This is a genomic window from Zhongshania aquimaris (assembly GCF_019312595.1).
Classification (GTDB): Bacteria; Pseudomonadota; Gammaproteobacteria; order Pseudomonadales; family Spongiibacteraceae; genus Spongiibacter; species Spongiibacter aquimaris.
Genome location: NZ_JAHWDQ010000001.1, coordinates 1398963 through 1420260 on the forward strand (window position 1 = coordinate 1398963; position 21298 = coordinate 1420260).

At 50.1% G+C, this 21298-nt stretch carries 22 protein-coding genes; 12 read left to right on the forward strand and 10 right to left on the reverse strand.

Annotated elements, in window-relative coordinates:
* Nucleotides 1-73 precede the first annotated feature (73 nt).
* Nucleotides 74-913 carry a flagellar motor protein MotB gene (locus tag KXJ70_RS19545; protein WP_369409752.1) on the reverse strand — a complete coding sequence of 280 codons (840 nt, stop codon included), beginning with the start codon at nt 911-913 and terminating at the stop codon, nt 74-76.
* The gene (pomA, locus tag KXJ70_RS06405; protein ID WP_219042595.1) at nt 914-1684 is read right to left on the reverse strand and encodes a flagellar motor protein PomA; all 771 of its coding nucleotides are present in this window, start codon (nt 1682-1684) and stop codon (nt 914-916) included.
* Nucleotides 1685-1916: 232 nt separating this feature from the next.
* Between pomA and KXJ70_RS06410 the strand changes: the two genes are divergently transcribed.
* Together KXJ70_RS06410 and KXJ70_RS06415 are read left to right on the forward strand one after the other, a co-directional pair.
* A complete protein-coding gene (locus tag KXJ70_RS06410; RefSeq protein WP_219042596.1) occupies nt 1917-2831 on the forward strand; it encodes an alpha/beta fold hydrolase in 915 nt (304 codons plus the stop codon).
* On the forward strand, nt 2828-4348 hold the full coding sequence (locus tag KXJ70_RS06415) for a transglutaminase-like domain-containing protein (RefSeq protein ID WP_219042597.1): 1521 nt from the start codon (nt 2828-2830) through the stop codon (nt 4346-4348). The genes KXJ70_RS06410 and KXJ70_RS06415 overlap by 4 nt, the downstream gene beginning before the upstream one ends.
* Before the next feature lie 65 nt (nt 4349-4413).
* Here KXJ70_RS06415 and KXJ70_RS06420 read toward each other — a convergent pair whose 3' ends face one another.
* The gene (locus KXJ70_RS06420; RefSeq protein ID WP_219042598.1) at nt 4414-4620 is read right to left on the reverse strand and encodes a hypothetical protein; all 207 of its coding nucleotides are present in this window, start codon (nt 4618-4620) and stop codon (nt 4414-4416) included.
* A 385-nt stretch (nt 4621-5005) separates the two neighbouring features.
* Between KXJ70_RS06420 and KXJ70_RS06425 the strand changes: the two genes are divergently transcribed.
* Nucleotides 5006-5389 carry a nuclear transport factor 2 family protein gene (locus KXJ70_RS06425; protein ID WP_219042599.1) on the forward strand — a complete coding sequence of 128 codons (384 nt, stop codon included), beginning with the start codon at nt 5006-5008 and terminating at the stop codon, nt 5387-5389.
* A gap of 86 nt (nt 5390-5475) precedes the next feature.
* Here the strand turns inward: KXJ70_RS06425 and KXJ70_RS06430 are convergent, their stop codons facing one another.
* Entirely contained in the window at nt 5476-6345 is an 870-nt protein-coding gene (locus tag KXJ70_RS06430; protein WP_219042600.1) for a LysR family transcriptional regulator, read from the reverse strand.
* A 121-nt stretch (nt 6346-6466) separates the two neighbouring features.
* Between KXJ70_RS06430 and KXJ70_RS06435 the strand changes: the two genes are divergently transcribed.
* A complete protein-coding gene (locus KXJ70_RS06435; RefSeq protein WP_219042601.1) occupies nt 6467-7591 on the forward strand; it encodes an S-(hydroxymethyl)glutathione dehydrogenase/class III alcohol dehydrogenase in 1125 nt (374 codons plus the stop codon).
* A 51-nt stretch (nt 7592-7642) separates the two neighbouring features.
* Entirely contained in the window at nt 7643-8482 is an 840-nt protein-coding gene (fghA, locus tag KXJ70_RS06440) for an S-formylglutathione hydrolase (RefSeq protein ID WP_255558209.1), read from the forward strand.
* Nucleotides 8483-8523: 41 nt separating this feature from the next.
* Here fghA and KXJ70_RS06445 read toward each other — a convergent pair whose 3' ends face one another.
* Nucleotides 8524-9603 carry an SMP-30/gluconolactonase/LRE family protein gene (locus KXJ70_RS06445; protein WP_219042602.1) on the reverse strand — a complete coding sequence of 360 codons (1080 nt, stop codon included), beginning with the start codon at nt 9601-9603 and terminating at the stop codon, nt 8524-8526.
* A 244-nt stretch (nt 9604-9847) separates the two neighbouring features.
* On the opposite strand from KXJ70_RS06445, the gene KXJ70_RS06450 reads away from it, so the two are divergent.
* The 3 genes from KXJ70_RS06450 (at nt 9848) to KXJ70_RS06460 (ending at nt 14443) form a co-directional block, all read left to right on the forward strand.
* Nucleotides 9848-10873, forward strand: a complete 1026-nt coding sequence (locus KXJ70_RS06450) for an AraC family transcriptional regulator (RefSeq protein ID WP_219042603.1) — start codon at nt 9848-9850, stop codon at nt 10871-10873.
* Between the two features lie 187 nt (nt 10874-11060).
* Nucleotides 11061-13496 carry a TonB-dependent receptor gene (locus KXJ70_RS06455; protein WP_219042604.1) on the forward strand — a complete coding sequence of 812 codons (2436 nt, stop codon included), beginning with the start codon at nt 11061-11063 and terminating at the stop codon, nt 13494-13496.
* A gap of 236 nt (nt 13497-13732) precedes the next feature.
* Nucleotides 13733-14443: a cyclic di-GMP-binding domain-containing protein, MshE-related gene (locus KXJ70_RS06460; RefSeq protein WP_219042605.1), complete on the forward strand. Its 711-nt coding sequence runs from the start codon at nt 13733-13735 to the stop codon at nt 14441-14443.
* Between the two features lie 29 nt (nt 14444-14472).
* Here KXJ70_RS06460 and KXJ70_RS06465 read toward each other — a convergent pair whose 3' ends face one another.
* From KXJ70_RS06465 to KXJ70_RS06485, 5 genes are all read right to left on the reverse strand, one after another.
* The gene (locus KXJ70_RS06465) at nt 14473-15330 is read right to left on the reverse strand and encodes a PA4780 family RIO1-like protein kinase (RefSeq protein ID WP_219042606.1); all 858 of its coding nucleotides are present in this window, start codon (nt 15328-15330) and stop codon (nt 14473-14475) included.
* 159 nt (nt 15331-15489) lie between these two features.
* Nucleotides 15490-16065, reverse strand: a complete 576-nt coding sequence (locus tag KXJ70_RS06470; protein WP_219042607.1) for a PhnA domain-containing protein — start codon at nt 16063-16065, stop codon at nt 15490-15492.
* Nucleotides 16066-16211: 146 nt separating this feature from the next.
* Nucleotides 16212-16601 (reverse strand): bactofilin family protein, encoded by a 390-nt coding sequence (locus KXJ70_RS06475; RefSeq protein ID WP_219042608.1) that lies wholly within the window; start codon nt 16599-16601, stop codon nt 16212-16214.
* Nucleotides 16559-17509, reverse strand: a complete 951-nt coding sequence (locus tag KXJ70_RS06480) for a M23 family metallopeptidase (RefSeq protein WP_219042609.1) — start codon at nt 17507-17509, stop codon at nt 16559-16561. Before KXJ70_RS06480 ends, KXJ70_RS06475 begins: the two co-directional genes overlap by 43 nt.
* Nucleotides 17510-18005: 496 nt before the next feature.
* On the reverse strand, nt 18006-19367 hold the full coding sequence (locus tag KXJ70_RS06485; protein ID WP_219042610.1) for a hypothetical protein: 1362 nt from the start codon (nt 19365-19367) through the stop codon (nt 18006-18008).
* Between the two features lie 311 nt (nt 19368-19678).
* On the opposite strand from KXJ70_RS06485, the gene KXJ70_RS06490 reads away from it, so the two are divergent.
* The 4 genes from KXJ70_RS06490 to KXJ70_RS06505 all read left to right on the forward strand — a co-directional run bounded on the left by KXJ70_RS06490 (nt 19679) and on the right by KXJ70_RS06505 (nt 21276).
* Nucleotides 19679-20134, forward strand: coding sequence for an acyl-CoA thioesterase (locus tag KXJ70_RS06490; RefSeq protein ID WP_219042611.1), 456 nt, complete (start codon nt 19679-19681; stop codon nt 20132-20134).
* A 67-nt stretch (nt 20135-20201) separates the two neighbouring features.
* Nucleotides 20202-20582 (forward strand): PH domain-containing protein, encoded by a 381-nt coding sequence (locus KXJ70_RS06495; protein WP_295874164.1) that lies wholly within the window; start codon nt 20202-20204, stop codon nt 20580-20582.
* 13 nt (nt 20583-20595) lie between these two features.
* Complete coding sequence (locus tag KXJ70_RS06500) at nt 20596-20907, forward strand: hypothetical protein (RefSeq protein WP_219042612.1); 312 nt, start codon at nt 20596-20598, stop codon at nt 20905-20907.
* Between the two features lie 36 nt (nt 20908-20943).
* A complete protein-coding gene (locus tag KXJ70_RS06505; protein ID WP_219042613.1) occupies nt 20944-21276 on the forward strand; it encodes a DUF3301 domain-containing protein in 333 nt (110 codons plus the stop codon).
* Nucleotides 21277-21298 lie beyond the last annotated feature (22 nt).

The window sequence follows — 21298 nt, forward strand, 5'->3', positions numbered from 1 at the left end:
TGAGTGTAAAGTATCAGGAGTTAACTGAATGCCAGCTTAAGCACTAAAAAGATTATTCAGCCCTCAAATAATACTAGTTTTCCCCCATCGACGTTTCAAATTCACCCACAACGCCGCCCATCACAGGGTCTTGAGTTGCTCCTCGCAACATGAATATCTCAACTCGACGATTTCTCGCACGTCCTTCGACAGTCTTATTATCAGCAATCGGCCTGGTATCCGCGTACCCCGCCACCCTAAAGCGGGCAGGTGATTGACCACTGCGTTCAACAATACTGCGTATCACAGTCGCAGCTCGCGCTGATGACAAATCCCAATTCGAATAGAATCTGTCGGTATGAATTGGGCGGTTATCCGTGTGGCCTGCCACTACAATTTGACCAGAAATATCATCCAAGACGTTGCCAAATTTAACAATAACCGCGTCAAATCCTGGCGAAAGATCCGACTTACCAGACGGGAACGACCCTCTTTCACGAATTCGAATAATAATCACTTTATTGCCATCATTCTCGACTTCGACGAGACCTTCACTAATCTCCAATTGCAGATGTGCTTTCACCTTTTCAAGGTCATCTAACATTTGGTCATCTGCCTCGACCGACACAAAATCCGTCATTTCGCGCATAGCTTCTTGGCGTACTTGATTCTCTGCCGTCGGCCTCACCGTGCCAGGAGTGAAGTCCCGCGCTATCATGCTGGTACCAATTGGCGGCTTAAACGCCGGCACCTCGCGCTGCACACCAAACGCGTCTTTCATCGAACCAGACAATTCTTTAAATTTTTGCTTATCCATTTCCGAGAACGAAAACAGCAACACAAAGAATGCCAAGAGCAAAGACATCAAGTCAGCGAAAGTAAGTACCCACGCTGGCGCACCCGCGTCAGGCTTTTTAACATGTGCATCATCCACTTACGCCTCCTCCGCCTTTTTATCAGGCTCGCGCTTATTGTCTGGCAAGTAAGTGGACAGCAGGGATTCAAGAACCCGAGGATTAATACCCTCTTGAATACCGTCAACCGCTTCAAGAATGAGATGACGATTGCGACGCTCCTCAGATGTTCTGAACGCCAACTTTTCAGCAATCGGAAGAGCGACAACATTAGCCAGAACTGCGCCGTAAAGGGTAGTTAGCAAGGCAACCGCCATGGCGGGCCCTATCGCTTTGGGATCAGACATATTCGACATCATCTGCACCAGCCCCACCAGAGTACCGATCATACCCATAGCGGGAGCGGATTCGCCAAACCCCTTGAACACGGACTCGCCCATCTCATGGCGCTCAATGGCCAAATTTATTTCTTTGTTTAGCACTCGGCGCACAAATTCTGGGTCGTGGCCATCAATTGCCATTTGCACACCCTTATTCAAGAATTCATTGCTAATTTCAAGCGACTCTAAACCAAGCAAGCCCTCTTTACGGGCCACACCAGCCATTTCCATGCACTGAGCAATCAAGGCTTCAGAGCTTGTTGTTTTGTGGACAAATGCGCGGGACGCCACCTTAAACGCGCCCAAGGTTTGGTCCAGTGGAAACTTCACCAAATTGGCGAGTAAACCACCACCAACCACAATCAACAGACTTGGCGCATCAATAAACCCACTCGCGCTGCCGCCGATTAAAATTGCCACGACAATGACACCCAGCGCGCCCAACATGCCTAAAAGAGTTGCGATATCCAACGGACTTCTCCAATGCCTTGTTTACCTAGCTGGGCATAATGTCAGCTAACGAAAAAACTTCGTCGACTATTGCCCTCATACGTAACCCACTTAACGGCCGAAGTCGCACTCTCTGTATAAGAGAATACCCTGATAGCGCACACTAAATTTCTATTTCCGCCACCCAAGTAAACTCGCAAACTGACATTGCACGTGGCACTTTTCTACATGGTATGCTTGCGCAACACACAATATGAGTTCACTGCCCCAGACCATGCTTACTCACCACCAACTCGATTTTGGCCGCGGGCCTGCACGCTGGCTCGAATCTGAGTCAAATAACGACACACTGCATTTCTCCGCAGCGAATGGCTTCCCGATAGGGAGTTACCGATTTTTCCTCGACCGCTTTATGCGTGACTTTAGCGTTATTGGGCTTGAGAATCGGGGGGCATGGAACCAAGAGCCTCCGTCGCGCGGCTTCACATGGCGCCAACACGCCGACGATTTAATTGCCTTTCTCGACCACCGGCGCGTAAGCCAGCATAAAGGCCCAGTTATCGCCATGGGCCACTCAATCGGCGGCACGGTAAGCGCCTTGGCCGCCGCCAAACGACCGGATTTGTTTAAAGCCTTGTTAATATTCGATCCCGCTGCTATTCCAGGCCACATCATGCCTAAGATTGCGACAATCGCGCCCACCACGTTGATGGGCCAAATGAAGCTTGTAAAAAGTACCCTGCGCAGAAAAACACACTGGGAAAGCCGCGAAGCATTCATCAACTATCACCGAGAAAAGTCGGCCTACCGGCGATTTTCTGACGTGGCGTTCGACGATTACGCACAAGCGGGCTTAGTCGAGCAAGACGATGGCAGCTTTACCTTGCGCTACGGTCGCGAATGGGAAGCCCACAACTTTCAACACACCTATTCGCCATGGCAAGCTTTGCGCCATATTACGGTTCCGACCCTGGTCTTGCGTGCGGAGCACTCCTACCTTCACAAACCCAAGGATTTCGCCCGCAATATTGCCAGGGTTTCCCAGCATGTCAGCCACGGCGTCATCACCGGCACTGGACACATGGCCTTACAGGAGGACTGCCAGCAAGTTGTTACCAAAAGCTATGCCTGGCTACGTGAACAGCAACTGCTAAGTAGTCAGCCGTGAAAATATTGCAGGTGCTTACTTATTCAAAAGCCGACACGCACTGGCCGACAAGCCAGATAGCAATGTTAATTAGTGCGATCACGCTGACTATCCTGCTGGCATCCTGCGCCTCAAACCAACAGTTAGTCGCAGTAAAATCCGCCGAGCCGGGCAGTCTCCTTAGTGATCAATGGCAAACTGTCAGCCTTGGCGACCATAAGATGGGATATCGCCATATTCGGAGAGAACTTAATAGCGAGCGCATCAACAGCACAGAAACGCTGGCGCTAACCTTGAGCCAACCCGGTACTCGCGACCGTAAAATCAGTACGATTCTGAGCTATCAAGAGTCGATTAACGGCAAGGCAATTTCGCTAAGTAAAACCATGACCTCGGAAACCGCCAACCACCAAATGAACGCAAAGGTGAGCGGAAACACGCTTGTGGTAACGCTAAAACAAGACGCCAAGGTGGAGAAATATGCCATTCCGGAGCCTTTCTATCTGCCGGAGGGCCTTCGACTTGCTTTGCTAAAACACGAGCCGCGCGATGTGCCCCTGACGTATTACAGCTGGAATTTCAGTACCCGCAGCTTTGACAAGATCAGCCTAACAATCAACGCCTATACCGACTCAGCCAACTCCGCTTATGCATGGCATATACAAAAAGCCACCGCGATCGGCGAAAACAGCAAGACTAGTGATATTTTCACTGACGCGCACTTTTACCCACTAACAGAGCGCAGCCACTCAAACGGCGAAGACGTTCTATTTGCGAGCTGTGACCGTGCCTGCGCGACCGCTGACTTTATACCAAACACCCATGTCTACCGGCAGCTTATACAATCGCCCTATCGCATTAGTGATAGTGCCCTGCAGGGAAAAATACGCTATCACTTAAGTGGTGATTTTGATTTGCAGCCACCCACCACTTACGAGCAAAGCGTAACTATTAGTCCGGAAGGTACCGAGCTTGTCGTCTGCGGCAATTGCGGAACAGAATCGCCACCCAGCGATGAGGATCTGAATACCGCACTCAAGGACAATTACTGGCTGCCCGCGCAGAACCCGATATTCAAAAATCTGGTCGCAGAACTGCTACCAGATCACGATTCCGACCCCAGCGGGCAGATGCAGCGCCTCACGCGTTTTGTGACCCGACATATGAGCGACGAACCCAGCTACTCCGGCTATGCAACCGCCTTAGAGGCATTCAATAGTCAGCAGGGCGATTGCACTGAGCACGCCTTATTACTAGCTACCCTCGCCCGAGCTGCGAACATACCCACCAGAGTGGTATTTGGGTTGGCCTATAACAACGAACGATTTTTGGGGCGCAAATACGTGTTTGTACCGCACGCGTGGGTGCAGGCATGGACAGGCAGTAAATGGGAGAGCTTTGACAGTGGCTTGGGGGACTTTACCGCTGGCTATATCGCGCTGGGTCTGAGTAATGGCGATCAGAGTGACATTCTAAAAATTAACGAACAGTTACATAAAATACGTATCGCATCGGCAATACAAATCAGGAGACGCTGAATGCACAGCGCCTCCTGACAAAAGACCAAAAAGTGGGGGTAAAACTGATTTACTAAAAGCCAGACTTATTCGTAAGCAACCGGCATTTCTTGCAGTGTTTGATCGCTAGCCACATCAATCTCCGCGACCTCAACAGCGCCAGCGCGAACCGCACCAACAACAGTCACTTCTTCAATCAATTGCACCGGCTCATCAGCCACTGCACTCATCGGCGCTGCGGCCACTGCAACCAGTGCCAGCATCATGACACGTACAAAACTATTTACACTCATTACCTATACTCCGTCGCCCTGAGGCAGCTAATCAATCTTGCGGCAACCTACACGCACTGCACGAGGGCCTTTAACGGAGTAATTATCGTGTCGAATTGTGACATTCGTATTAATGTATTGTGACAAAACACAAAAAAATCAAAAAACATGGGATTTTTTATCACACGCCTCGGCGCCAGAAGTGCATTTAGTTTACCAAACTACCCGATGAGGCAATCACTACAGCATCGCAGCTGCCAATAAATTGCGTACGACCTGCGACCAGAGCCACGGCTGCGCAAGAAACTTAGAAGTATCGAGAGCGACCAGAAAACACGTATCGTGATCACCGCTAATATGAGTGTCTGCTATGCTTGAACAATAATAATCTGACAGAGATACCCGAATGCCGAATCAACTCGCCGACTGGCACCACGCTATTACCGCCCGCGATATCGCCATGCTTGACGATATCCTCGCCGACAACGCGACATTCCACTCACCGGTAGTACATACGCCGCAAGTCGGGAAAGAGGTCACCAAAATGTACCTCAGCGCCGCTTTCCACGTTCTTCTCAATGACAGTTTTCACTACGTGCGCGAGGTCGCCGATGACAAAAATGCTATCTTGGAATTTACGGTCGATGTCGATGGTGTGCAGGTCAATGGCGTGGACATGATCCGCTGGGATCACGACGGCAAGATCGCCGATTTTAAGGTGATGCTCCGCCCATACAAAGCGATCAATTTAGTGAAGGATAAGATGCGCGAAATGCTCGAGAGCTTATAAAAGTAGAGCAAACAAATTTCTCGCCCAAATCGCTCAACAGATTCGGGGGAAGAAAATTTCCGCGGGCTTTATCCGTTATACGTTTCTCAGCCCATGTGTTCGGCCAGGTAATCCACCAGACTTTTAATCTTGGGTGACAGCTGACGATTAAAAGGATACAAGGCCCAAATACCTTCTTCTGGTTCCTGATAAAAATCCAAGGCCATCAATAAGCGCCCTTGTTTGATATGATCTTGAACATAGTAGTCCGGCACCTGGATTAAGCCCAAGCCCTTGAGCGCGGCATCAACTAAGGCGTAGGCGCTATTGCACTGAATTCGACCCGACACTTTAATGCTTCGCGCTTTTCCGCTCTCCATGAAGCGCCAGTACCCTGACCCGCCCACCAAACATTCATGCTGATCTAATTCTGATACTGTATGCGGTACACCAAAACGACTTATATAGTCAGGAGCGGCGCAAACATGGCGCCGCCGCGCAGATAGTTTTCGCGCAATCATGCTCGAATCCTGCAAATGACCCAGGCGAATTGCCAGATCATAGCCGTCAGCCAAAATATCCACCAACTGATTTGATAGCAAACACTCAACCTCTAGCTGAGGATTTAGCACCATAAAATCATTGATCAACGGCATGACCCGCTCCTCACCAAAGGTAATCGGTGCGGTAAGTTTTATCTTACCCTGAGGCGTGGCCTGCAGATCGGATACCGCTCTTTCTGCGTCTAGCAAACCCTCCAGGGCATGGCTACAGTGTCGAAAATAAACGGCACCCGCTTCAGTGAGCGCAACTTTACGGGTGGTGCGATAAAGCAACTTCACCTTGAGACGCGCCTCCAAGCTAGCGACCTGTCTACTTATCTGAGCCACAGAAAGGCGAAGACGTTTTGCCGCCGCCGTAAAACTCGCGGTTTCCGCTACCGCGACAAACTCACTAACCCCGTTCCATTCTGACATTATTACTGCCTCGTAAAAGTCTTTTACATATAATGAACATTACACGCAATGAGGAAACAATTACAATCAATGCTGTTCTCTATAATCCCGTTATCATCCAACCATCTCTCGGAGCGACTCCATGTCAGACCAATTTATAAAATCTAAAGCCGCTGTGGCCTGGGGTCCCGGCCAGCCATTAAAAATTGAAGAAGTCGACGTCATGCTACCCAAGGCAGGTGAGGTACTTGTCCGCATCGTCGCCACTGGGGTATGCCACACAGATGCATTCACCTTGTCGGGCGATGATCCAGAGGGTATTTTCCCCGCCATTCTCGGTCATGAAGGCGGCGGTATCGTCGAACAAGTAGGCGAAGGTGTCACCAGCGTGGCAGTTGGCGACCACGTGATTCCGCTTTACACGCCCGAGTGCGGCGAATGCAAATTTTGCCTGTCAGGAAAAACCAACCTCTGCCAGAAAATTCGTGAAACCCAGGGTAAAGGCCTCATGCCAGACGGCACTACGCGGTTTTACAAAGACGGACAAGCCATCTTTCACTATATGGGCTGCTCCACGTTCTCGGAATACACCGTGCTACCAGAGATATCACTGGCAAAGGTGAACCCCAGCGCACCGCTTGAAGAAGTCTGCCTACTCGGCTGCGGTGTGACCACCGGCATGGGTGCGGTGATGAACACAGCCAAAGTCAAACAAGGCGACACCGTCGCTATATTCGGTTTAGGTGGTATAGGCTTGTCAGCGGTAATTGGGGCCGTCATGGCCAAAGCCAGCCGTATCATTGCCATCGATATCAACGAGTCTAAATTTGAATTGGCTAAGAAATTAGGTGCAACAGACTGCATTAATCCCAAACTTTTCGACAAACCCATTCAAGAAGTGATTGTGGCCATGACCGATGGCGGCGTGGACTTTTCCTTTGAATGCATTGGCAATGTGAACACCATGCGCTCGGCGCTGGAATGCTGCCATAAAGGCTGGGGCGAATCGGTGATCATTGGGGTTGCAGGCGCAGGCCAGGAAATATCAACTCGCCCCTTCCAGCTTGTAACGGGCCGAGTCTGGCGCGGTACCGCCTTCGGTGGTGTTAGAGGCCGTTCGGAATTGCCGGATTACGTAGAGCGCTATCTTGCCGGCGAATTTAAACTCAGTGATTTCATTACCCACACCATGCCGCTGGAGCAGATTAACGAGGCATTTGAGCTTATGCATGAAGGTAAAAGCATTCGCTCAGTTGTGCATTATTAAATCCGCCATATAACGAAGAGGACATTGCCCCGCGGGGCAATGTAATACCTTATGAGCATTGAAAACATCAGTAGTAATAAAAGCTTCGGCGGTTGGCACAAGCAGTATAGTCACCGCTCTGCCGTGCTGAATTGCGATATGCGTTTTGCAATTTATCTGCCGCCCCAAGTGTCCACAGGTGATACCGTTCCGGTACTCTACTGGCTGTCAGGACTGACCTGCACCGATGAAAACTTTATGCAGAAAAGCGGCGCACAAGCTATCGCCGCCGAGCTCGGCATCGCGATTGTCGCTCCCGATACCAGCCCGCGTGGCGACGACGTAGCTGACGATGAAGGATACGACCTAGGTAAAGGCGCGGGGTTTTATGTCAACGCCACCCAAGCGCCGTGGAATCGGCACTACCAAATGTACGACTATATTGTGGAAGAATTGCCTGCCCTCATCGAGGCGAATTTCCCCGTGTCGGGCATGCGCTCAATTTCAGGCCATTCAATGGGTGGCCATGGCGCACTAACTATCGCGCTAAAAAATCCACTGCGCTACCAATCGGTATCGGCATTCAGCCCCATCAGCAATCCGATAAATTGCCCCTGGGGGCAAAAGGCCTTTACGCAGTACTTAGGTGACGATAAATCCCAGTGGCCGCAACACGACGCCAGCGAACTCATGCGCAACGCACAACAATTTGTACCCGCAAGAGTTGAGCAAGGCAATGCTGATCAGTTTCTGGAAGAACAACTAAAACCTGACACCCTCACGGCTGCCGCCAATGCTAGCGGTTATCCGCTTGAGCTAAATAGCCACGATGGCTACGACCATAGCTACTATTTCATCGCCAGCTTTATTGAAGAGCACCTGCGCTTTCATGCGGTACATATGCAGCCGTAAACAGGAGAGGTGCCTGAGCCGTTAACTCAGCACCTGTCATGTCACTCCGCCTGCGGCACCGGTAGCACAGCGATTGAAGGCATTGCCAAGCTACCGAGCCAGAGCTGGCCATCGTACTCATTTACACTAGTCACTGTGTGATACCGTCCGTCATGGGACTGTAAATTAAACTTCACGGCGCCATCCAAACTGAGTCCGAGCGCAAAACCGAGATCACTAGAGGGCACCAGCATGTTGGCCGGCAAGCCTCCCAATAATTTACGTATCAAAGGGTACGGCGCTAATAGATCAATCTCCTTGCTTCGCAATGCCGGTATGGCCAGCCAAAAAGTATCGCTACCATTAAAACTGATGTTGTCAGGCATGCCTGGTAAATTGTCGATAAACACATCTTGAACACCTGCCTTTGGTCCTTTTAGCCAAAGGCGAGTCACCCGCGATGCGCCCGTTTCATTGACTAATACCCAGCTATCGTCAGGACCAAGACTTACCCCATTAGCAAAATAAAGACCGCTGGCACGCACCTTGAGCTCGCCACTGGCTGGGGAGTAACTCAAAAGTCGGCCCGTCGCGCTAGCCTCTAGCAAATCGTAAATGTAATCATGCAAGCCAAAGCGAGTCGAAACATCGCTAAACCAAATTGTGCCGTCTTCGGCCACATCCACATCATCGATAAAGCGCAAATTAAGCTCATTATCGTAGTGCACTAAAACACTAATCTCGCCGCTGGCCGCCACAGACAACAGGCCCTTAAATGCGTCGGCAACAATTAAATTTCCCGCACCATCAAACTGCATTCCCAGCGGGCGACCGCCGGTATTCACAAACTCCCGAATAGTACTGGGGTCAGGCTCGCCGTCCCTTAGCCCAAAACACACGATCCGGCCATCCATATAAGCTGTGTAGAAAAGCCCATTGGGACCTTTTACGACATCTTCTGGCCCCACACCCACATCGTGTAAATAGGTTTTGAGCGTCGACAAACGATTATTTTCTGCAAAGGCGGCACTCGCTGGCGGCGTAAATGCCACCGGCTCAAGCGGAGAACGGGCAAACAATGCCAAGCCTCCAATAAATAACACCAAAACTGCGATAGCACATACGCGCAAGAAATATCCCATGTCACACTCTCTTATTGTTGTATGTTGTCAGTCGAGAAGTTGTATTGTATTGCATCGCCCCGCAAAACTATTCACTCGGCACATTTTTACCATCGCTTTTTGACGCCAACCTAATTTCTCGAACAAAAACTCAATGCCAAGGCGAAACACACCAATGCAAATACTGGCAACAGTGGCTTGATAAGACTATTCTAAAAGTTATCATTTGACGACATTTTGCTGGCTATTTATTGATAGGACACTTATGCGCCCCTTAGTACGTTCAACAGCGCTCAGTGGTTACTCTGAGCTCGTTCGCAGCCTCAACGAAGACCCGGCCCCCTTATTAAAACAGTTTAATATTGACCCGGAACGCCTGGGTGATCTCGACTATCTAATTTTTTTTCACAGCTTAATGCAGTTATTAGAAGCTACCGCAGAAAAATTACAGTGCGCTGACTTTGGACTGCGCTTATCAAAAACACAAAATCTGGAGACGCTTGGCCCGATCGCCATTATGGCACGCGCCTCCAGCACTGTTCGCGACGCCCTATTTTGTATCGCTCGCTATATATCCCACCACAGCCCCGCCATAAAACTGACGTTAGACAACACCTCAGCACCCAATTTTCCACGCCTGATGCTAGACATCAACGTCGCGGACTTTCCATACCGGCACCAGACCACAGAAATGTCCATTGGCTTGATGGCAAACGTACACGCGATGCTCACCGAAAATCGAAAAAAGCCCGAAACCATTTTATTCAGACACGACCGAATCTTGGATGCAAAAATTTACAAGCGTCATTTCGGCTGTCCGGTACTGTTCAATCAGGACTGCAATGCGCTGGTGCTCACCCCGGAACAATTCGACTTCCCGATTAAAACCGCAGACTCCTTCCAACGCGACATCATCGCTAACTACGTCATTAAAAAAGGTAGCAACTCGCCATTTACGTTTATAGAACAAACCCGGTTTATTATTAGCCGCCTGCTGCCAGCACAGTGCTGCAACATCAAAACCGTGGCCAAAGAGCTCTATATGCACCAGCGCACTCTGCAACGTCGATTAAAAGATGAAGGCCATGTATTCGAAGAGTTAGTTGACGAAATACGCAAACACGATGCCAAAAACTTCCTCGCCGAACAGCGAATGCCAATGGCTCAAATTGCAGGCCTGCTCGGATATCAAGAGCAGAGTTCATTTAATCGCGCAGCCAAACGCTGGTTCGGTGTCACGCCCAATGTTTATAGAAAAGCCGTCCACACTGCGACGAAACAAGAACACTAAGCTATGCTCTAAAAGCAATGAGCAGCTTTCTCAGAAAACATAAATGTGAATAATAACCGGGCACACTGTCGTCAAAAGATAAGAATAAGTCGCCAAATGGCAATTTATAGCAAAGGGATTTCGGCATTATCCACGCTCGAAAATTCTTAAATAATACCAACCTGTCACCGCTTGAAAGGATCAGTCCATGCAGCAACGTCGCTCAGCAACACAAAATAGTCGCCGGCACTTACTACACGCTGGCATCTGTCTTACCATTGCTAGTGCAGTAAATTGTGCTGTCGCCGCACCCATGCTTGAAGAGGTGCTGGTTACGGCGCAAAAACGCAGCCAAAGTACGCAAGATATTCCCGTGGCAGTAACCGGTTTAACAGGTACCCAGCTGGACAAATACGGCTTCGAAAATGCCAGCGATATCTCCGCGCAAGTTCCCAATATGCAGGTCAGCGGCCCCTACGGTGACATTCAGCCTATTTTCTCTATTCGCGGCGTCAGCATGTCTGACTATAGCTCTAACCAAGCCAGCCCAATCGGGGTCTACGTCGACGAAACCTATCTCGCACCGGTATACAGCCACGGCGCTAACTTTTTTGATATTGAGCGCTTAGAAGTATTGCGCGGCCCGCAGGGCACGCTATACGGTAAAAACACCACGGGTGGCGCGATTAACATCATTACCCGCACCCCACAATTTGGTGGCGAAGCCAACAATTACGTCAAATTGGGCGCGGGGAGCTTCAACGCCACCAGCGCCGAAGCTGGCGCGGAAACCGAACTGATAGAAGGTATTTTAGCTGCCCGCGGCGCGCTCAGTTTTAAGCGCGATGAAGGCTATGTTGATATCGTTGGCCGCGGTGAAAATGGCGCCCAAACCGATTTCCGCGGCGGGCGCTTGGCGCTGCATTTTGCACCCAACGACACCTGGGATGCGGTATTTAAATATACTGTTTCTGGTAACGACGCGCTGAGTACTCCCGCGCGCAACGAAGGCCGCACCGATCTAATCGGCTCACCAAATTCCGACTACAACGGCTACTCGCGGGAAAGTCGCAATTTAGATTTCCATGAGACTGAAGCCAACGACGTCGGCCCTCTTATTACCAACACCGATATTGCCGGCCTAACCATCACTTTTTCTGGCGATAATTACTCGATCACATCGGTAAGCTCATACTACGACGCCGACTACTACCAGCTGGCTGACACCGACGGCTCACCGAATGATCTGCTTACGATTACCTGGTCCTCAAACACCATCGGTTACAGTCAAGATTTGCGTTTCTCATCCGAATTCGACGGCATGTTTAATATTATTGCCGGTCTCTATTACGGCTATGAAGACCAATTCATGAATAATATTTATGACATCTTTGACACGCCACCGGATGTTCGCGTGGGCATAGCGAAACCGGATACCGCACAACAATATCCGTTTCTACTGGACTACGGCATGCTTGATCAGCGCATGGAAACCAAGAAAAGCAGCCTAGCTGCGTATTCACAAATGCGTTTTGATTTCACCGATCGTTTTGGCATGGATATAGGCCTGCGCTACACCAAAGACGACAACGAGCAAAGTTACTTTAATATTTCTCGCGTCGGTTATGACGGCAGCCCACGGGGCACCTATGTGCCGGGAAACAATACTGGTGTCGATGACGCATATATTTCTTTACCACTATCCCAGTCACAGTTGATCGACATCCTCGGAGACCCGACCTTACTGGCAAACCTGCTGAACATAGGCTACACACACGGCCCCTATACACTTGACTCCGCTCCGGCATTGGAAGCCAACGAGGCTGAATGGACGGGCAAATTAGGACTTGATTACCGCATCAACGACGACGTAATGGTCTATATTAGCGCCAGTCACGGCTACCGCAGCGGCAGTTTCAATGGCGGCGCCTACTACCTTGCCCGACCGATTGAAACCGCCTACGCGTCTCCTGAATATATCGACGCCTTTGAAGTGGGTTTCAAAGCTGATCTGCTAGACAACAGCATGCGCTTAAACGCCGCCCTATTTTCCTATGACTATACCGACCAGCAATTTATTAACGTCGTCGGTTTCTCGAACTTTCTTGAAAACGCCGGTAGTTCCAAGATTGCCGGTGCTGAAGCGGAATTATGGGCGCGCTTAACCGAAAAACTAACGCTGCAAATCGGGTTTGGTTATCTGGAAACTGAGTTTTCTGAACTTACTTTAGCGAACACTGAAACCATTGCCGACGCAGATGATCGCATCGATCTCAGCGGCAACGAGCTAATTTCCGCACCCAAATTTAACTACAGCATCTCGCTGGATTACGATATTTGGGTAACAGAAGCTGGCTATCTAACGACCAATGTTAATGGTAATTTTCAAGATGACCAGTGGTATAGCGCTTACAATGACCAATTCGGCTACGGCGAAATTCGCCAAGACGCCTACTGGTTATTCAATGCCCGAACTAGCTGGCATGCCAGCGACGACAGCTATTCAATTTCGCTGTGGGTTAAAAACCTGATGGACAAAGAATACGACGGCTACGGTATAAACCTGCAAGCTGGTTTCGGTCATGACAGCTACCTTGCAGGCCCGCCACGCACCTACGGCGCAGAGGTTACATACCGCTTCTAAGACTAGGCGTCAGTACGCTGACACAGCCTTTCAACAGCAGGTCACGCAAGGATGCGACCTGCTCTGCACCGCAAAACCCTACCCAAATTAAAACTAAGATCCCGCCCTAGCATCTAACAAACACCGAAACTAAGCTGCGCCATCTACGTATTGAAGGTAGCACTGCAATGTAGACAATAGAGTTGTCTATGCACTCATCCATTCCGCAGTAACTTCGGAATAGGAGCCGTAACTCTATGAAGGCTACAAAACCTAGCGACGCATCTGCGAGACCAGTTTCACTCGGTCAACTGTTAATCGCTGGCGGATTCATATCCGCCAGCACCTTGCAGGACGCCTTAAATACCCAGCAATGGAGTCGCCGCCGCCTTGGTGAGGTACTTGTCCAACGCGACATACTCAGCCGCTTAGAGAAACAAACACTGCTTGAACTCCAAAAGAAGTTAGCAACTCACGCAAAAGCACTTAGGCCTGACGGCAGCCTGACGCAGACCTTACAGCTTAGCTTAGGGCAGTTACTGCTTAATAGTGGCGAAATTACAGCTCAACAGCTGGAGTCGGCATTAGCTGAGCACAGTCTTAAGAATCGTCGACTCGGCGAAGTCCTCGTCGAACAAAAATCACTAACACCTATCCGCCTCGCGCAGTGGTTAAAACTGCAGAAGAAGTTAGTCAGTGCCGCAGCTGTAGCGACCTGGATGATGGCCGGCAGCTGCAATGTTGCCGCCGATGAGCGCGAACAGACTCTTTGGAAAAAATTTATTTCAGGGAAATTTCATCAGGAAAAAACGAGAGACTCTCATCTTGCCTGGGGGCAGCTGGGCGCGAAAAATCTTGGCAATATGAATATTCAAAATCGCGACCTCAGCGAATTGCGCCGCAGCCGCGATGGCACTCTGACACTCAGGTTTGGCGAAAAAGGCTTGAATATTACCAAGCGATTCTAGGGCTTCTCCACACTACTTGGATTTCAGGCTTAATCTTCTTCATTCGCTTCGCGGATTCGCTCGCGACGCTCGGCCTCTTCTTCCATAACCGCCTTAATTTCCAGTAGCACGGCATCCACGTCTGCCGCTTCACCACTATCTTCAAACTCGCCACTGAGTGGGGTATCTTCGTTTAATTCGCCGTCCTCATACAACGCCCACATCTCGTCAGCATAACGCGTCGCTAACAATTCAGGAGCATACTGACCGTAGTATTCGGTCATATTATTGATATCGCGACCCAACATACTTCGGGCGTTATTATTGCCCGCGGCGTCGACCGCTTGCGGCAGATCAATGATGACCGGGCCGTATTCATCGACTAAGACATTAAATTCTGACAAGTCACCGTGAACCAGGCCGGCAACCAACATCAGTTTCACGTAATGCATCACAAGGGCATGGTCTTCGATTGCCTGTTCAGCCGACATCGACACATCGTTCAAGCGCGGCGCAACGCCACCCTCTTCATCGGTAACCAACTCCATCAGCAATACGCCATCGAAACAGCCATAGGGTGTTGGCACCCGCACGCCGGCCTTAGCTAGTCGATACAGCGCGTCTACCTCGGCGTTATGCCACGCATCTTCCTGTTGCTTGCGACCAAACTTCGAGCCTTTTTCCATCGCGCGTGCGCGGCGACTATTGCGCACTTTGCGGCCTTCTTGGTACAAAACGGCCTGCTTAAAGCTACGTTGTGCCGCTTCTTTATACACCTTTGCGCAGCGAATTTCGTCGCCACAGCGCACCACATACACAGAGGCTTCCTTACCACTCATCAATGGCCGAAGTACTTCATCCACTATGCCATCTTCAATCAGCGGTTGTATGCGTTTAGGGGTTTTCATTATGTCCTTCACGTTATTCCGGCACAGACCGGAGAATTCCACACGATATTAATAAAGCCAATGTCATTGTAAAGCGTTGCCTATCTTTAGGCGACCACCCCGCACAAAACCTACGTCAAAGTTGACACCTGACTGAGCAATACCGAATCTTAGCGTATTCTAATTAGATTTTTTGACATACGCGCTAATTATCACAATTCGCGTACCATTAACTCGGCCTTCGATATGTTCGGGATTATTCGTCAAAGAGATGCCGCGCACCGCGGTGCCGCGCTTAGCGACGAAGCTCGTGCCTTTGACGTCCAAATCCTTGATCAATACCACCGTGTCGCCGGCCATTAACTGAACGCCATTGCTGTCCAAAGTGGGCTCGACATCGTCTACGGCCGCTGGATTCAGGGCATCGGCCCAAGCTTGGGTTTCTTCATCTAAATATACAGTATCCAGCAGATCCTGCGCCCAAGGCTCGCTTGCGAGACGCTTGAGCAAACGGTAAGACAAAACCTGTATCGCCGGCTCTGCACTCCAAACCGTGTCTTTCAAACTATGCCAGCGCTTAGTATCAAGCTCACTAGTTACAAGCAGCTGCTCACTGCAAAGCGCGCAAGCCATAATACAATGACTGGGATTGCTCTGATCGTAGGGAGGCACAGCGAACACCGTCAAATGTTCAGAGGACGCACACAATTCGCAGCGAGAATCGCTACGCTGAATTAAGGCTTGCTCGGTATTCATAAGGTGTCCGCTAGCAAAACGCCGTATTTTACGGCCTAGCGACTGCAGAAACGACTTAAAAGAAACCGAAATGAAAAAAACTTATCCGTTGCCGGGACTTGGGGAGTAAGACGCCGCAAATAACAGCGCCTTAAACGTAGACTAATTTAGCTAGCACGATTCTCATTGGTTGACGACGTTGATGCTTCCTGGGCTTTTGCCGCGTCGTCATTTACAAAGGTTAAACGCGGGGTGTCATGCTTCTTTACTTGGCTAGCGCCGACAAATTGACCGCCAGACTCAATCACCAGCTCGCGAACTTTAATCTCACCACTCACTTGTCCAGAGGCGACAATTTCTAAGCGGTCGGCATCGACTTTGCCATCTAAGATCCCACTCACCAATACGCGCTTGGCTTTTACATCGCCAGTAAAACGGCCACTTGTGCTTACTATCAGGTCATTTTTCGAAATCAGATTTCCTTTCATTATGCCATCGAGATGAAAATCGTCGTTTAGCTCGACGTCACCGGTAAGCGTGGTGCCAGCTGCGACCACCGTCGTTCGGGCACCACCATCTGTTTTCTTAGAGTTTTTGCCAGGGAATCCCATTTTATTTGCTCCTCGCGAGTAAAGAGAACATCGTAATTTTCCCAGGACCATTCCATAAATGGACCCGGAGCCAAGCGTCGATGTAAGTATCGTACTTCGTAGTGAAGATGCGGCGCACTGGATAAGCCAGTATTGCCGGTGTAGCCAATCAAATCGCCCTGGCGAACATAGTCGCCCACCGCCACCGAGGATTTACTCAAATGGCCAAATACCGTCACAAACCCAAAGTTATGGCTTAATTTGATCATATTGCCAAAGCCACTTGAGTTCATACCCGCCCACTCAACCACGCCATCGGCAGTCGCATAAACCGGGGTACCAACCGCAGCGCGTAAATCCGCTCCGCCGTGTAAGGCCATTTTGCCCAGCACGGGGTGATTACGCATACCATAGCGACTGGTCACAAAAGCATTAGATAGAGGGTAACCACTGGGAATAGCATTTAGCATGTGATGCTTTTCAGACGCAGTTTGACTAGCCGTATCCAGCCGTTGATAAAGGGCTATATCGGGGTCGGGGGTCAATCCGATCATGGTTTCAATAGAGCCAAGCTCGTCGGTCATGGTCGACAGCGCCGCTACCTTTTCGTCAACGGTTTGCTGCAAGCGCCGCTGCTCCGCCATCAAAACGCTGTTTTCGATCTTGATCTTGGCCTGATATTGCTGCAATTCCGCCACTTCGGTATTCAACATACCTAAGCGCGTACTCATAAACAAAATCGCCAAAAAACCGCCAAGAAAGCACGTTCCGAGCAATATACCAAAGCCGGCCATATAGCGGCGCATGAGCTGGGTAACGGTGTAGTGCTTGGCACCACTGTAATTTGTTATTGTTATTCTGTAATGATCACGCATCTTAACTCTCTAGTTTGCCTTCATCGCATTCGGAGTTGAGCAAGCCGTAAGGACAAAATAAAACCAAAATCATCAAACTACTGCTCGAAAAATTCTCAAAAATGATGGAACTTTTTCCACCCCGCGAGACGCAAAACCATCTCGGGCGGCTCGATTATGTTATTACTGCGCAAAGTATGCAAATTGTGTAGCAATTTAAGCTGCCAGATTCGACCAGTTACATGCGCTTATAAAGAAGGTTGAATGTCACCTGACAGTTCAATAGTGGCGACACTTAACTATGGATTTACCCTAGAGCGTGGCAGCGACTTTGTTTGCACGACCCTCAAGGAGTAAGCAAAGCAAAAAGTACAGGAAAGCGGTAAGCAGGAAGAATTTGTAGCACAGACAAGGACATACCGCGCAACACCAGTAAAAATTGCCGCGATATAAAACCGATAAACGCAAAAAAGCGGCCAAAAGGCCGCTTTAAATCTATCTAAAACAGGTTTGTGGCTTAAGGAGCTAGGCCACCAAACAAGGTCGTCAGAGCACCCTGCAGCACAGTAAGTAAATCCGCACCACCACCGCCACCGATTGCATCAGTTAAGGTTGATGCGACATCACACAGGGCGCTAAGAGGCGTCGCTGCCAGCGGGCAAGATCCCGCACCGCCATCTAATGCAGTCACTAAAGGCGTTAGCAACAAGTCTAAAGGCGTACCTGTTAAGCCATCACCTGTGCCACTACCACCGCCAGCAGACAATAATGCTTGCAGCGGAGCGAGTGCTTCTAACAGAGCATCAAACCCACCCACATTAGAGCCACCGCCGCCGCCAGCTAAACCGTCAGTTAGCGCACTTTGTAGCCCCGCCAGGAACGTATCGCTAAGCGGACCAAATAGCGCATCGGCTGGATTTTCAAAACCGCCGCCAGGTAGCTCGCCAAAATTACCACCCAATAAGCCTGCTAGCGCTGCGGTCGCGGCTTGAATTTGGCTACTCACAACGGGGCCTTGATCAGCCTGCTCTTCGATAAAGCCGATAGGCACCACATCAATTAACAAGCCGTTCAGCAAGTTTTCAAGCGTGACGCTCAATGCTGCCGATGCTGCATCGGTATCCATATCGTCAAATGCAAGTCCAGCTGCAGCTAGGTCGCTTAAGGCGGTATCCAGTGTTGTCAACAAGCCACCTAATACAGGTGCACCGCCAATTTGGCCTGACGGATCTTGATCGCGAATGGTTTGAATACCTTCGCTAAACGCGTCGCTCAACATCGTCAACAACACTGACGGTGATGGTGCTTCGCCGCTGCCGCCGCCATTGGCCATCTCTAGAACTGGTGCCAAAGCATCTGCCAAAGGTGCTAAAGGCGTACCTGCTAAGGCCGCTAGTGGGTCAGATGAATCACCACCAGCGCCGCCACCCGTGCAACTCTCACCAGCCAATGACGCCAATGCTACCGGTAAGTCAGCCGCTAGCTCAGTCACTGTTGCCTGGAAGTTCGCCGCTGAGTCAGTAAACAAAGCAGCCGGATCACTTTGCAGCGTAGCCGGATCAACATTCACTAGGATTGAATCTAAGATATCCAGGACGTCGGTAACAATAAACGACGTCACGCAGCTCACCGGACCTTCCAATGGTGTACCCGCAGCACCCGCAACAATCGGTGCCAAAACCTGTTCAGACAGAGGCTGCTGTACCGCATCCAGCGGGCCTTCAACCTCAGAAAAACCATTGGTTATAGGCTGTTCCGCGCCACCGCCACCGCTAGGGCCACCTCGGTTGCCGCTACTGCCGCCGCCACAACCGGTCAACACCAAGCCGGCGCTGAGGGTTAAGGCCAGAAGCCCCTTGTTAAAAAACACTTTATTCATACTAAGTACTCCGTTAATTAGCGTAACAATCGCTGATACATCTACCCAAAATGACGCGCTTTGTAACAAGGCTAAAACCACTCCACCATCTTACATTTGCTGCTGTGCGTGCTGAGGACAGTAGAACAAATATGAGAAGTAGTTGAAGTAAGGGAAAACCGAGGAGCATCACTAAGCGACACACCAAACCGAGAACTGCATCACATTTTTATTAAGTCGCCGATCCAGACACATATACGCATCATCACGCTGCGCTAGATCGCGGTTTATATCTAATTAGTGAATAATGTCGAATTTGATGGAAACTAGCTATGCAGAGTACGCCCTTCAATTGGGACTATGAGAACCCGTTCACACAAGAATTTCGTGTTCAGGACCAACACATCGATTTTATCGGTCATGTAAATAACGCAGTGTATGTCGGCTGGTGCCAAGACGCTGGTTGGCAGCACTCGCTAGACCTCGGATTAGGTCTAGAAGAATACAAATCCCTGGACGCAGCAATGATAATTCGGCGCGCTGACTACGACTATATCCTCTCGGCCTATACCGGCGACGAGTGCATCATGGGGACATGGCTAAGTGCCAACGACCACAAGCTCACGATGGAAAGGCAATTCCAACTACTTCGCAAAGTAGACGGCAAAACATTGCTGCGCGGCCACTGGCAACTAGTGTGTATTCGCATGAGTAACGGCAAACCGCGGCGCATGCCAGTGGAGTTTGATACACGTTACGGTGCTGTGGTCATCCCCCCTCCGGTCTAGTCGAGTGCACCGCACCATAATCCGTGTAGAATACGACGATAACTTCAAATCAAGAGAGAGTGATACGGTGACAAGCCAATACGCTGAACACCCCGCCATGTTTCGCAACAATCCGCTGGGGTTTATCCTCGCCGTCATTCTAATTCCGGCGGCCATTGGCATCATAATATTGATGGTCTGGTATTTGCGCTGCAAATCTACGCGCTTAGAGATCAACGATAATGAAATAGTTCTTGAGCAGGGCCTACTCAGCAAAGAACGCACCGAGCTGAACGTGTCGGGTATTCGCACGGTAAAAATCAAACAGTCTTTTTTCAATCGTTTGTTTGGCGTGGGCACCCTGTCGGTTTACACCGCCGGTGACAATCCCGAAATACAAGCGCATGGCATGCCCAAGCCAGAAGTATTCCGCGACCTCGTTAAATCGCGCCAATCCAACGCGAGCTGAGCCCATTAACAAAATGAACAACGCGAGCGATAAAGACAGCAAACGCGCCTTGAAAATAGCGATCATATCTCTGGTGTTGATTGTCTTACTCGGCTTGGCCGTCGCCATGTTCATCCCGTTGGCGTCGGTCTTTATCGACCAACATTTCAGTCCCGGTCTCGGCCTGAAAGACGCCGCGGTAGCAGCCTTTTTCGTCACGGTCGTGACCTTGGTTATTTTTGCAGTTGCCGCCGGCGACGGTCTACTCGGCGAGCTACAATTCATACTGAGCGGCTTTTTTAGTTTTTTTCTGGTGCTGTGGCTTTTAATTGCATGGATTTTCTAAACAGCAACCCAGCTCGATGTCAGCGGAACCTCATTCATGCTTGACCTTTTCGACGTTACCGCGCTGTTTGGCTTTTTTGCCCTCCTCGCTTATTTTTGGCGGGCACAGGGCACACGAGAAATCGCCTTGCGCGCGACTCGTAAACACTTAGAGCTTCAGCAACTTGCATTGCTCGACGACCACGTCGCCCTTCGCGCCATCTGGTTTAAACGCAGTTCCAAAGGCGAGTTTAGTCTGTGGCGACGCTATATCTTTGAATTCACCGCGACCGGTCACGAGCGCTACAAAGGCTGCGTAATCACCCTCGGCAATAAAATTGAAAGCTATGAGCTAGAACCGCATCGTTTTCCAAATGACATAATTCACTAGCAACACCAATAACACTCAAACT

Excerpts from the sequence above, each read along its gene's own strand:
- KXJ70_RS06410 (WP_219042596.1), top strand. The coding sequence starts at position 1,917 with ATGAGTTCACTGCCCCAGACCATGCTTACTCACCACCAACTCGATTTT.
- KXJ70_RS06420 (WP_219042598.1), bottom strand. The coding sequence starts at position 4,620 with ATGAGTGTAAATAGTTTTGTACGTGTCATGATGCTGGCACTGGTTGCA.
- KXJ70_RS06425 (WP_219042599.1), top strand. The coding sequence starts at position 5,006 with ATGCCGAATCAACTCGCCGACTGGCACCACGCTATTACCGCCCGCGAT.
- KXJ70_RS06430 (WP_219042600.1), bottom strand. The coding sequence starts at position 6,345 with ATGTCAGAATGGAACGGGGTTAGTGAGTTTGTCGCGGTAGCGGAAACC.
- KXJ70_RS06435 (WP_219042601.1), top strand. The coding sequence starts at position 6,467 with ATGTCAGACCAATTTATAAAATCTAAAGCCGCTGTGGCCTGGGGTCCC.
- fghA (WP_255558209.1), top strand. The coding sequence starts at position 7,643 with ATGAGCATTGAAAACATCAGTAGTAATAAAAGCTTCGGCGGTTGGCAC.
- KXJ70_RS06445 (WP_219042602.1), bottom strand. The coding sequence starts at position 9,603 with ATGGGATATTTCTTGCGCGTATGTGCTATCGCAGTTTTGGTGTTATTT.
- KXJ70_RS06450 (WP_219042603.1), top strand. The coding sequence starts at position 9,848 with ATGCGCCCCTTAGTACGTTCAACAGCGCTCAGTGGTTACTCTGAGCTC.
- KXJ70_RS06455 (WP_219042604.1), top strand. The coding sequence starts at position 11,061 with ATGCAGCAACGTCGCTCAGCAACACAAAATAGTCGCCGGCACTTACTA.
- KXJ70_RS06460 (WP_219042605.1), top strand. The coding sequence starts at position 13,733 with ATGAAGGCTACAAAACCTAGCGACGCATCTGCGAGACCAGTTTCACTC.
- KXJ70_RS06465 (WP_219042606.1), bottom strand. The coding sequence starts at position 15,330 with ATGAAAACCCCTAAACGCATACAACCGCTGATTGAAGATGGCATAGTG.
- KXJ70_RS06470 (WP_219042607.1), bottom strand. The coding sequence starts at position 16,065 with ATGAATACCGAGCAAGCCTTAATTCAGCGTAGCGATTCTCGCTGCGAA.
- KXJ70_RS06480 (WP_219042609.1), bottom strand. The coding sequence starts at position 17,509 with ATGCGTGATCATTACAGAATAACAATAACAAATTACAGTGGTGCCAAG.
- KXJ70_RS06485 (WP_219042610.1), bottom strand. The coding sequence starts at position 19,367 with ATGAATAAAGTGTTTTTTAACAAGGGGCTTCTGGCCTTAACCCTCAGC.
- KXJ70_RS06490 (WP_219042611.1), top strand. The coding sequence starts at position 19,679 with ATGCAGAGTACGCCCTTCAATTGGGACTATGAGAACCCGTTCACACAA.
- KXJ70_RS06500 (WP_219042612.1), top strand. The coding sequence starts at position 20,596 with ATGAACAACGCGAGCGATAAAGACAGCAAACGCGCCTTGAAAATAGCG.
- KXJ70_RS06505 (WP_219042613.1), top strand. The coding sequence starts at position 20,944 with ATGCTTGACCTTTTCGACGTTACCGCGCTGTTTGGCTTTTTTGCCCTC.